Below are 12,249 nucleotides of genomic sequence, written 5' to 3' on the forward strand. Positions count from 1 at the left end.
AATAATAAGTAATAACACATAATTTTTACTATAAATACATATAACAATTTCATCTTTCAATGAAAAAGCGTTATAATGAGGTGCAGCCTCTAAGATTACGTAATAAAGGAGATTAAAACAATGACTAAAATTAAAGTATATCAAGTAAACGAAGAAAATATGGAAGCAGTAAAAAACATTATTGATGTTGAGGAACAAAACCCAACTGCTGAGAACTTACAAAATCTATATACATGTGTATTAGATACTGAAGATATGGCATTACCTGAATCATACGTTGAAGAAGATATCTTAATTGATTCTATGGAAGTTATGGTTAACGCTTCTCAAAGCAAGCTAAGAGACTTAGGTACATATGATGTAATTGAAGTTCAAAACAAAGGTAAGAAAACACACATTTTATTATTAGCAGACGAAGAATACGAAATTATCGAAGGCTAATTCGACTCCGTACATAAGAAAAAGCTCCTTTCAAAATTGAAAGGAGCTTTTTCTTTACGCTTTTGATGTTTCACTTTTCACCTTGTTTTGTTCTTTCTTATATACCATGCGCTCATTTCCCATAAAGAAAATGAATACGAACGCTAAACTTGCTGGGACTAACGCCCACATAAATGTCTGAACGATTGAACTAGAAAGAGCTTCAATAATTTTATCTAATATTTGCGGCGGAATTTGAGATCTTGCCGATTCTGATAGAATAGCTCTTGAATCTCCTAAAGCGTTTGTATTCATTCCCCCGCTCATACCTTTAAACGCTTCTTCTAATTGATCCTGGAAACCAGTTCTTTGAATCATTCCGAAGATTGTAATACCAAGTGTCATACCTAATGAACGAATGAAGTTACTCGTTGAAGTCGCAGAACCGCGTTGCTCCATACCGAAGTTATGAATAGCAGCCATACTTAGTACAGAGAATGAGAAACCAACTCCAAAGCCGATAATAACCATATAAATTGTTAATAATATACGACTTGTTTCTGGCGTTAATGTACTTAATAAGAATAATCCGATTAGCATAATTACAGCAGAAATAATCATAATGTTTCGGTAGCTAAGTTTTGATGTTAAAAATCCACCTAACTGTGCTGTAACTACTGATCCTAACATCATTGGCAATAACAATAAGCCTGAGTTTGTTGCCGTACCACCGTATACACCTTGAATAAATAACGGAATGTACACAGTTGCTGACATAAATGCCGCCCCATAACATAAGGCGATAATTGTACTCATTCCAAACAGACGTTGTTTAAACATCTCAAATGAAATGATTGGTTCTGCTACTTTTCGTTCAATAACAATAAAGGCAATTACTAAAATAGCGAACCCTGCAAATAAACTTACAATAAAGTTAGAATCCCAATCATATTTTTGGCCACCTAATTCTAAGGCGAACATTAAACAAACTACTGCACCAACTAAAGTAATTGCGCCAAACCAATCAATCTTTTGTTCTCTATGAACTCGTGACTCTTTATAAAATAATGTAATAAAAATAAGTGCTAAAATTCCAAGTGGTAAGTTAATGTAAAATACCCAGTGCCAGCTAATATAATCTGTAATATATGCGCCAAGTAACGGCCCGAAAATACTTGATAAACCAAATACTGCTCCGAATAAACCACCCATTTTCCCGCGCTTTTCTGGAGGGAAAATATCAAAAACGATAGTAAATGCGATCGGCACTAGTGCCCCGCCGCCAATACCTTGAATGGCACGATAAATACCTAACTGTGTAATATTTTCAGCAGTACCACAAAGTGCCGAACCAATCATAAAGACGATTAAACCGAAAATAAAGAATCTCTTTCTACCATACATATCTGATAACTTACCGAAAATCGGCATACCTGCCATTTCTGCAACCATATAGGCAGAAACAACCCATACAAAGTTTTCAAGACCTCCTAAGTCACCAACAATCGTTCCCATTGCTGTTACGACAATGGTATTATCCATTGATGCCATTAAGATACCCAGCAATAAACCGGCAACAACGAAGCCGAGTTTATTATTCTTCTCAACCATATTTCTTGCTCTCCCTCATACTACTTATATTTGTTTGTGTTCTTTTACGACTGAATTCCCTTTTTGGTTAAAACTAGTATGATATTCTACAACACTAATTTCACAGCCAGGGCCAATTATAACATGATTTCCTCTTACTACGTCTGCTATTGTATGTTCTAAATAAATATCATCCCCCTCAATAATTGATGTTTGAAGGCTTCCTGCATGACTTGTAAAAGGAATAAATCTCGCTTTTTTACGTACTGTAATCTTTTTCCCACCGATTTCTCTCACTTTACTTCCTTCATAACGAAGTGAGATTTCAATATTTTCAGCATTAAGCAAACCATCACTTTCAAGACCACCAGTTAGTAATAATTCCTCTACTTCTATATCTCCCTTCACATTTAAAGCGCCTTTCACATCTACGAAATCACCGGATAGCTTACCTTTAAATTCTATCATACCTCTAACTTTTGTTTTATTAATTTGTCCGTCACCTTGTACTTGGGCATTGCCATATACTTTTACATATTCCGCCTCCATATTCCCCTGTACTTCACTATCTCCATACACGACATAATTTTTCGCTTTCATATTGCCACGTACTTCACTCGTACCATACGTTTTAAAATCATTACAACTCATATTATTAGAGATTGTTCCTTCGCCGCGAATCTTCACTTTATTATAATCTCCACCTGCCGAGCTACCTGATCCATTAACAGTAAGACTATGTTGATTTTCCATATCGATTGCTCCCTTCCTTTAAACCTGCTTAATTTCTTTCACACTTGCATTTTTATCAACATTAAGTACACCTGTATATTCAATAAGATCAATCTCACAGTTCGGTCCTACTGTAACATTGTTTCCTCTTACCGTTTTAATGTGAGCATAATCAATATCGATATTGTCACCTTCTAACAATTCAGCCTCTAACTGCAGGCCAAATACTGTTTTAAAAAGTTTACTAAAAGTACTCAATCTATGTCTTACTTTAATTGTTTGACCGCCAATTTCTTTCGCTCTACATGTACCGTGAATATTAATATTAATTTCATCTGCGCTTAATAAACCACCTACCGTAAACTGTCCCTCTGAAGAAAAAACATCAACCTCGCAATTACCATCAATCGTCGCTTGGCCATTGATTTTAAATTCTTCACCGGTGACATTTCCACCTATCGTACCTTTTCCTGCAATTTTTAAACTGTTCGCCTTTACATCTTGTGTAATTGTCGCTTTCCCATCGATTCGCATCATTTCTGCGCTAACTGTACCATCAACTTTACCCGATCCGCTAATTCTTGCATTACTACTTTTCAAATCACCAGTAACTGCACCGTAACCATTACATTCAAATTGCTCACATTCAACGTTTCCATTAACAGTTCCTTTTCCGTTTAGCTGTACTTTGTGAAACTCACCGCCATTCGATGTACCGTAACCGTTTATAATTAAATTTTCTGTACGCATGATTTCTCCTCCACTACAACAGTTTAGTTTTTAATGCTTCGGTATATTTCGTAATCGCTTCACGTAAAACAATTTTTGTTCCCTTTTCAAAAATTAAATCATCCACATTTGAAACTAAGAAACATGTAGAAATCCCTAACTTTCGAACGATAATTACGTCACAATTTTTATGCTTAATCGCTTCGTAATTTTCACTTAATACTTGTAAGACCATTTTCCCCTCTTCTAAACTAACGTCTCCTGATTGAAGAAGTTCTTCTAACATATACACGTAAAGAATATCTGCAAATTGAAACTCTGCCGTTTTATTCGTTTGTTCTATAAAAAATTGTAAGACTGGTTCTGATGCAATACCCTTACGTAACAAATCATCCTTTGTTAAAAGAATTTCTGTCACGCTCGGTGAAAACATATTTGCTAATTCATCAAGTGATAAATCCTCTTTCATCGTTTGGATTTTATCAATACGTTCTAATATCTTTTCTTTCGGAAAAAATGTTTCCTGGCCTGTGAACGTTGACTTCCGTACAAACCAATCTTCCGGTATTAAATTTTTTCTCTTCCACCTATATAACTGTCCGTATGAAATACCAGTTAGTTCTAATAAATCTTTTTTTGAAATTAAATCTGTACTCAACTGTATAACACTCCTTCCTGATAACAATGTAACATAACACTGTTACGCTGTAAACGAACTTTTATAATAAGTAGCGTAACAATGTGTAAAACAAACCTCCTTTTTATATAAAAAAAGGTTCTTACGCATTTCATCAAAATGCATAAGAACCTTTATATATCAAGCTTTAAACCATATATCGTAATAATCAATCCAGCCTTGTGAATTAATCATTACATTTTGTATTTTTTCGTGTGAACTTACTCGCTGTTTATTACGATATAAAGGAATGATATGTATTTCACGTAACAGTGTGCCCTCAATATCGCGTAACAGTGTCACCCGTTTCTCTAATTGATTTTCTGTAAAATAAGGCTGTAATACTTCGTTAAAGTTTATATCGCTATGCTGATGAATAAAGCTATTTTTTGTAAGAAACATATATAGTAAACTATCTTCTATCCGTTCGCTAATCGTCGCACTATCGTGCATTATATCAGCCTTTTGTATCGTACTTGTTTGCAATAATTCTTCTTGTTCAAGAAACTCAATATCAATTTTAATTCCGTATTTTGCACATTCTTTTTGTATCCAATGCGCATCTTCAACGTGATCTTGCCCTGTAAATGTATATAATCGCAGTGTTTCATTACGGTAAGAGCTGCATTTAATAAGTGTATGTATATCCCTGTTAATTTGAATTGTACCGTTCTTTGTGAGTACTAATTCATCCGCTACTTCTCCGCGCTCTCCCTGTAATTCTTCAACAATTTTATTACCATGAATAATTTTATATAAAACTCTACGAAACATCACATTTTGCATAGGTCCTTCTTTTGCAGTATTTAACGTAATGTAAGTTACATTCGACTCAAGTCTAGATACTTCTTTATGATGGTTTTCTATATTTTTATAACGTGCTTTCGCTAATATATCGCACGTATTAACTCTGTGCTCTACATTCCATAATTCAATTCGGTCGAGAAAAGGTCGCTCGCGAAAATATAAATCATTTGCTTCTAATACGAATACATCCTCATTCTTTTCACATAACCGAAACGGTCCAGTACCGATTAACTTCCCGTCTTCATCTTCATTTACAATCGAACACTGTTCTGTACTTAAAGCATGTAAAAACAACTTATTATCTGTAGATAAACGAATCTGCACAATATAGTCATCAAGAATATGTAAACTTTCAACGTGCTGTAACATCCAAGCATGTGGATTATTTTTCGATTTCAAGAATCGTTTAAATGTCTGTTCAACATCATAAGCGGTTAGTTCTTTTTTATTATGAAATTGAACACCTTTTCGTAAGTAGAAGGTCCATATATATTTCTGGTCATCATATTCCCAATAAAACGCAAGTCTTGGCTCTACACTGTTTGTATTTCCGTCTACATACACTAATGTGTCGTATATATGTTTTACCATATGACATTCCGAACGCATCGTAGCGTATACAGGGTCTAATGCAATATCTAGATTCATTTGCACTTGCAAACGTAGCACATCTTTTCTTCCTTGAGACGTCCTCTCAACTTGATAACCGAATATCGAATCTATCCAAGTTTGAAATTGAGTTTGAAGTGATGGAAAATATGAGCTATACCTTTCAATAAATGCACTCCCGCTTTTTACATCCCCTTGTTTCGTTATTTCTTTTCCTCTTTCTAAAATTAAAGAAAGTGGATGTTTTTGAAATAACAACTTTGAACGATTCCCTCTCCCTCGGCCTGGAAACCACATAATCCAATTTAATTCTTCTAATTTTTTTATGATTAATTTACTATTTCGCTCTGTACAAAATAAAGTTTCAGATATATTTTGTATTGTTATTTCTAATCTTTCGTCCTCTGCTCTCCCTTTTCCATACTGGAGCCAAAGGTGCATATATTGCTCCAAAATAGTCATAAAACGCCCCCTAAAAGATGAAAAATCTTCCTCTTTCATTCTACCCTTTTTCATTTCTAGCTTCCATCTTATCATTTCAATATAGAAAGGAGGAAATAAAAATGAAGTATCTTTTAAAACGTTATAATAAGCCTATTCTCATTCGATTGTTCGGTGAATTGTTAGTCCGAACGACTGAAGCGATGTTAGCTATCATTTTTATTGTTCATGTTAATAAAGCTTTAAATGGTAATGTCATAGTTACAATGCTTCTTTTCGGATTACAGCCTCTCGCTGATATTGTGTTTACATTAATCGCTGGGGGTGTAACAGATAAATACGGCCGAAAGAAAATAATGTTACTCGGATTAGTTTTACAAGCTTTCGCCGTTAGCGGGTTCGTTCTTGCTGAATCAGTCGCCTTTTTCGCCTTATTGTATGTCGTAAATGGTATTGGCCGCTCTTTATATATTCCGGCACAGCGCGCTCAAATCGCTGACTTAACGAAGGAAGAACAACAGGCCGAAATATTTGCGGTTCTGCAAACAATGGGAGCAATTGGCTCTGTAATCGGCCCATTAATCGGCGCCTTTTTCTATAATAGTCATCCTGAATATTTATTTATTTTACAAGGTGTAGCCCTTACGCTATATGCCATTCTCGTTTGGACGCAGCTTCCTGAAACTGCCCCACTTTTAAGCGACAATGAAAAAATGAAAGAAGTATATTCGCCAAAACAATTTATTTCGAAACATTATGCTGTGTTTGGACTTATGGTTTCTACGCTACCGATTAGTTTTTTCTACGCTCAAACCGAATCGAATTATCGTATATTCGCCGAAAGTGTATTTCCAAATTTTCTATTTGTACTCGTGTTTATCTCAACTTGTAAAGCAGTCATGGAAGTGCTTCTTCAAATTTTCCTTGTGAAATGGTCAGAACGATTTTCTATGCCTAAAATCATTATTATTTCCTATACTTGCTATACGTTAGCTGCGATTGGCTACGGCTATTCCACAACAATATGGTCATTATTCTTCACATTGCTCTTTTTAGTAATTGGGGAAAGTATCGCTTTGAATCACTTACTGCGATTCGTTTCACAAATGGCTCCAAGTCATAGTCGCGGATTATATTTTTCTATATACGGTATACATTGGGATATTTCAAGAACTTGCGGGCCTTTTGTAGGAGCATTGTTATTAAGCAAATTAAGCGGTAGTACTCTATTTTATATTTGTGCCTTCTTATTAATAATTGGCGGTATCATTCAATCTGTTTTTGTTCAATCGTTAGAAAGAAACAAAGCAAAAGAGCTGTCCCTATAGGAGCAGCTCTTTCATTTAACCCGCCATTTTATTAATACTATCCTCCGGTGAAAACACAGAAATATGATGTACTTTACCAGTTGAATTTGGAATAACGAATTTCAATTCAAACTGGTTATTTACTTTATAAACGTAGATTTTGTCATTACCATTTACTTTAATCGACGTCGGTTTTCCTAAAGCCTTTTCTATTTCTTGTAACGTAATCACCTTAAGTTCTGAATGGTAAGATCGCACGTCAAAAACTTGTGATCCTTTATTAAAGCCAAATGCAACATTTTTACTTGTAAAAGTCGCATACGTCCCGTTCCCTGCTTGATCAGTTTTATCTGCTTTTCCCCACGCTTTTTCTATTTCCTCGATATCACCTGTATGTGCTGCATATGGTACATTAGGTACTTTACCTTCTTTCGCTTGCTCAAATAAATCTTTTACATGGTTAATTGATTTTTGATTAAGCACTGTATTTTTCGAATTAGAATCTGCTGTAGGTTTTGCTGAATCTTGATCTTTTGGTTTTTCCATAGGTTCTTTCTCTGTTTTTGGAGCGGTGTCCTCATTCTTTTTACTGGTTTCTGACGTATCGCTCTTTTTTTCCGTACTATTTTCTGATGTTGAATTCGTTTGTTTCTTTTCCTCAGCGTTATTACACGCGGTTAAAACAGCTACACACGTTAAAGTTAGGAATAATATAAGCACTTTCATATATACTTTCATCATTTTCAGCCTCCCTCTTCAACATATTCACTTTTGCAACCATTCCATAACACTGTCCCTTAAATTATTTTTGGTCCATAAAGGAAGTACTTCGGTTTACGAAAGTTTTAAAAAGCTTGGAATTGTATTATTAATCCTCTTATTGATCTCCTTGTATACACTTTCTCACCTTAATTGTTATATCCTTCTTTTATTACTTGACATGCGCTGTCACAAAAGCTCATTTCAATTAATAAAACGACAGTTAGTGGTGTTGCAACTGAAACATAGCAGGAATAAACAGCCCCCGTAACGATTGAATTTCCACTCTCAACTTGTTTAACCTATAAGGCTTGAGGGAATGGCACTTGAAATAATATCTTAATAAAATTAAAAAAACTGCCCTATTAAAGGACAGCTTCAAATATGTATTTTATACTTCGATAGATTTACCATCTTCAACGATATGGTAAAGTAAATGCGCTAAATGATGAATTGGACCATTTTCTTCCTCTTCTTCATTTGTCTCACCTTGGAATTCAAGATCATTTAAGTATAGTGCTAAAAATTGATAGAACAATTTCAAATCAAATCCGTAGCAAGCACTTGGTTCTTCATGATCTCCTTCATATTGTAACATTAAGTATTGCTCGTTTCCTTCTGCATCTTCAGCATCAAAGAATACGAAGAAACCAACGTTTGTATCTAAATCAAATAGATGACGAGTACCTTTTTCTGTTGCTTTATCGAAGTCCTCTTCACTTAATTTATGTACTGTTGTTGCCTTTGCATTATCCTCTTGATGAAAATTTACTGTAAATGATTTCAATGCTGACACCTCCTGATTGTATAAAAGTAGCATAACAGATTAAACAACATAATACAAAGGGACTGCTCACAAATGTAAACAGCCCCTTACTATTTATTTCCGTATAGCTCGTAATAAGAAGCTCACAATGAAAATTAATATGACCGCACCTATTAAAGCTGGAATAATTGCAAATCCGCCAATAACAGGACCGAATTTACCAAGTAACAACGAACCAAGCCAAGAACCGATAATACCAGCAATAATATTACCAATTACACCGCCCGGTACATCCTTTCCTGTGATCAGACTTGCAAACCATCCTAAAATACCACCGACGATTAAATACCAAATCATATATTTACCTCCTTTATTTTTGAACAATAAAATTATAATCAGAAACAATTGCTTACCATTAGTTATGTTACATTTTTCATAAGTTATTCGTCTTATGAAAATCATTCAAATCTGCTCAACATATTAAGGACCATCTGGCTTCAATATTGTTCTCATAAATTCGTCTTTAAACGCTTGATAATTAAATTCAACGGCAATTCTTTGTATAGGACGATTATCAAACGTCGTTGGCTCAGCTATTCTTCTAAAATCTGCAACACTTTGCCCTCTCGTTACATCATTTGTCGTACTTATTCAAACTGCTGATTTTTTATATTCAAAAATATCATCATTTATAAATGAAATGAACGGAAGTAAATCGTGAATCGGACTCCCAGCAATACCTGGATATTCTTTTTTGTAAAAGTTTTCGTAATAAAAATCGATCATTGGCTTAATAAGTTTCGCCTGTCCTGTTCCTTCTTTATCAATAATATCGACCATTTCAGGAGTAATAAGAGCGCGCTGCGTTACATTTAACGGGTATATAGTAGCATTTTGCGCATATTTCATAACGATATTCGCGGCAATTGGATCGCCGTAAAAATTAGCTTCTGATACAGGTGTAACATTACCCGGAAATAGAAAAGCACCGCCCATTATATAATAAGAACATACTCGATTCATTAAATTGGGGTACAATAAAAATAATGTTGCAAGTGTTGTTAATCGTCCCGTCGCCACTATAATAATATCTTCTGGACAAGGCTCAATTAATTTAATCAATTCACAAAAAATTTCTCTTTCACAAATTCTCATTTTCGGTGGAATAATTGGACCTAAACCGTGATCCCCATGAATTTCAGGAAAAAATAAAGGTTCTTCAGCTGTCATCGGTCTACTGGCACCTTCAATAATCTTCACTTTTGTAGCATAGTATCTTTCTAAAAAATAAACATTTTCCGTTACAATTTCTCTTGATACATTTCCATACTCTGTAACGATACCTATAATATCTAATTTGCATGTTTTATTCGCATAAATTAACGTTACTGCATCATCAATACCAAAATCTCCGAAAAAGATTATTTTTTTATTAACTTTTCTCACCCCTCTCCAGCATAATCTACTATCATTATTATGCAAAAAAGACAAGGCGGTGAAACGGAGATAATTAAAAAAGCCGCCTATTTATTGGCGACTTCAATCTTCTTATACGATAAATATGCTAGTACATTTTTGCTTGAATCATATTTCGGATTATTCCCTTTTCTCGGTTCTCTCATATGTGTTTTTTCAAACCCAGGAATGTCAGGCATTTTCTCTAAAAATTCAAGCATCTCTTCCTCAGTTCCCTCAATACGTACACGAATCATTATTGCTATTCCTCAATTCTCATTTTATCTGTACTAAGTATATCGTACATCAGAAAGACTGCAAGAAATTTATCTTTTTAATGTTGAACTTTTTTTACATATGAACAGTGCCATTTCAGTATAGAACGATTCTATTTTATTGTTTTCAAATTGAATTTTGAAAAATCCCTGCATTTCATTTGATGTTTTCATCATACACTCTGTTAACTTTACACGTTTTTGCATAGGTACATCCATCATATCGCACCACCAATCAAAATCGAACTTCTTGTCAAAAGTATGACATGACTGCATTTGTAAACCATGTTTCTCTAATAAAGTAATCCATTCTGTTTTTTTCAAAGCTCGTTCATGGCTCGGATCTCTCTTCTTTTCGATAAAGTTATAAAATGTATCAAATTCATTATTTTCTGGTGAAACGTTATCAATTAATATAAATAATCCACTATCTTCTAACGTTCGATGTACTTCAAAAATAAATTGCAAAGGATCAACAAAGTGATGTGCGGCAATTCGGCATGTAATTGTATCAAAGGCTTCATCAGCAAATGGTAAATTTTCTGCATTTCCTGCTACAAATGATACATTTTCATGCCCGTTCCCTTCTATAAAACCTTTTGCTTTTTCTAACATTTTTTCTGTTAAATCAAGAGCGACTACCTCTTTAAACATTGGGGCTAACAAATTTGCAACATGTCCACCACCAGTAGCAATATCAAGAAGACGAGTATTATGACGAGTTTCAACTTGCTGAACTACATATTGTAAATCCGGTCCATTTGCATGAATTTTACTTTTCACATACTTCTCTGCATTACTACCAAATTGTTGTTTCACAAGTTCTTCTTTACTCATTTTTATCATCTTCTTTCTATAAAATATTATATTTAATTTATAAGTTCTCTCTATATAATTTCAAATCCTCTTTTAGTCTCGTCTCTTCTATTAGAGACCTTCTATCAAAAAAATTTAACTCTTTTATTTTTAAGTACAAAACAAAAAAGGTTATGGGAACTTATCCCACAACCCCACAAAGTATCTCTTATATTTGAGGATCTTCTTACACGTCTAAATAGCTTAATCCCCCTGTAACTTCACAAGAACTTCTACTTCGCTATTAGTAGCCTCTCTTGCATGAAATCCATATTGATCCATGCCAATCCATATCCACCCAGGACTATCATAAAGAATATCTATGTTGAAATGCTCCAACTTAGTAAGTTCTGACCTAATAAATTTATTCCTACTAGCGATTTGCTTATCAAGCAAACCATATTCTTTCCCATTTTCAAATAGCGCTATAATCTTTCCTGCAAGTGGATGTATACGAACAATAAAGTGATATTCCTTTTCATTTATATTCGCCACAATCTTACTAGAATTAGGCATATTCATATCAATCAGCTCCTTTATTGGTTTCATTAACATCATAACAGATGAATATTTAAATATTATTAATATAATGTAAAAAATATAAAAGCTGACTTCCCTTTAGAAATCAGCTTTTACACATTGTTTATCTTTAAACTTTCTACAAATTTTATAATGTTTCTTTCTCTTCATCATTTCCGGAAACTAAATCTCCTAAAACATCCACCGTAACTTCAACTACAAATTCACAAATCCCTGCTACAACTTCTCCAATTACTTCCTCCATCTTTCTACCTCCTTGTTTTATGTAACTTATTTGTAGTATAGGAG

General features: G+C 34.1%; 13 protein-coding genes and 1 pseudogene. 2 read left to right on the forward strand and 12 right to left on the reverse strand.

The genetic code is table 11. The annotated features are described in order from the left end of the window. The first annotated feature begins 120 nt into the window (after positions 1–120). On the forward strand, positions 121–441 hold the full coding sequence (locus tag AB3X48_RS11385) for a hypothetical protein (RefSeq protein WP_016105129.1): 321 nt from the start codon (positions 121–123) through the stop codon (positions 439–441). Between the two features lie 54 nt (positions 442–495). Here AB3X48_RS11385 and AB3X48_RS11390 read toward each other — a convergent pair whose 3' ends face one another. The 5 genes from AB3X48_RS11390 to AB3X48_RS11410 all read right to left on the reverse strand — a co-directional run bounded on the left by AB3X48_RS11390 (position 496) and on the right by AB3X48_RS11410 (position 6,064). Then, entirely contained in the window at positions 496–2,031 is a 1,536-nt protein-coding gene (locus AB3X48_RS11390; protein ID WP_016105130.1) for an MDR family MFS transporter, read from the reverse strand. A 24-nt stretch (positions 2,032–2,055) separates the two neighbouring features. Beyond that, positions 2,056–2,763 (reverse strand): polymer-forming cytoskeletal protein, encoded by a 708-nt coding sequence (locus AB3X48_RS11395; protein ID WP_016105131.1) that lies wholly within the window; start codon positions 2,761–2,763, stop codon positions 2,056–2,058. An 18-nt stretch (positions 2,764–2,781) separates the two neighbouring features. Then, positions 2,782–3,492: a polymer-forming cytoskeletal protein gene (locus AB3X48_RS11400; RefSeq protein WP_002110399.1), complete on the reverse strand. Its 711-nt coding sequence runs from the start codon at positions 3,490–3,492 to the stop codon at positions 2,782–2,784. 13 nt (positions 3,493–3,505) lie between these two features. Next, positions 3,506–4,129, reverse strand: a complete 624-nt coding sequence (locus AB3X48_RS11405) for a YhbD family protein (RefSeq protein WP_002161451.1) — start codon at positions 4,127–4,129, stop codon at positions 3,506–3,508. A 159-nt stretch (positions 4,130–4,288) separates the two neighbouring features. Continuing rightward, positions 4,289–6,064, reverse strand: coding sequence for an ABC transporter substrate-binding protein (locus AB3X48_RS11410; RefSeq protein WP_088079242.1), 1,776 nt, complete (start codon positions 6,062–6,064; stop codon positions 4,289–4,291). A 62-nt stretch (positions 6,065–6,126) separates the two neighbouring features. On the opposite strand from AB3X48_RS11410, the gene AB3X48_RS11415 reads away from it, so the two are divergent. Next, a complete protein-coding gene (locus AB3X48_RS11415) occupies positions 6,127–7,332 on the forward strand; it encodes an MDR family MFS transporter (protein ID WP_016105133.1) in 1,206 nt (401 codons plus the stop codon). Positions 7,333–7,347: 15 nt separating this feature from the next. On the opposite strand, the gene AB3X48_RS11420 is transcribed toward AB3X48_RS11415, so the two are convergent. The 7 genes and pseudogenes from AB3X48_RS11420 to AB3X48_RS11450 form a co-directional block, all read right to left on the reverse strand. Next, positions 7,348–8,052 (reverse strand): YjgB family protein, encoded by a 705-nt coding sequence (locus tag AB3X48_RS11420; RefSeq protein ID WP_016105134.1) that lies wholly within the window; start codon positions 8,050–8,052, stop codon positions 7,348–7,350. Between the two features lie 409 nt (positions 8,053–8,461). Continuing rightward, complete coding sequence (locus AB3X48_RS11425) at positions 8,462–8,857, reverse strand: hypothetical protein (RefSeq protein ID WP_002110404.1); 396 nt, start codon at positions 8,855–8,857, stop codon at positions 8,462–8,464. Between the two features lie 93 nt (positions 8,858–8,950). Then, positions 8,951–9,193: a GlsB/YeaQ/YmgE family stress response membrane protein gene (locus tag AB3X48_RS11430; RefSeq protein WP_002110405.1), complete on the reverse strand. Its 243-nt coding sequence runs from the start codon at positions 9,191–9,193 to the stop codon at positions 8,951–8,953. 123 nt (positions 9,194–9,316) lie between these two features. Further along, positions 9,317–10,282 (reverse strand): annotated as a pseudogene (locus tag AB3X48_RS11435) (nucleoside hydrolase). 77 nt (positions 10,283–10,359) lie between these two features. Beyond that, positions 10,360–10,548 carry a DUF3970 family protein gene (locus AB3X48_RS11440; protein WP_002110407.1) on the reverse strand — a complete coding sequence of 63 codons (189 nt, stop codon included), beginning with the start codon at positions 10,546–10,548 and terminating at the stop codon, positions 10,360–10,362. A gap of 69 nt (positions 10,549–10,617) precedes the next feature. After that, the gene (locus AB3X48_RS11445; protein ID WP_016105136.1) at positions 10,618–11,403 is read right to left on the reverse strand and encodes a class I SAM-dependent methyltransferase; all 786 of its coding nucleotides are present in this window, start codon (positions 11,401–11,403) and stop codon (positions 10,618–10,620) included. 222 nt (positions 11,404–11,625) lie between these two features. After that, positions 11,626–11,943, reverse strand: coding sequence for a hypothetical protein (locus AB3X48_RS11450; protein WP_002161444.1), 318 nt, complete (start codon positions 11,941–11,943; stop codon positions 11,626–11,628). Positions 11,944–12,249: the final 306 nt, after the last annotated feature.

The sequence above is a fragment of the Bacillus sp. S4 genome (assembly GCF_040838205.1).
GTDB classification, from domain to species: domain Bacteria; phylum Bacillota; class Bacilli; order Bacillales; family Bacillaceae_G; genus Bacillus_A; species Bacillus_A cereus_U.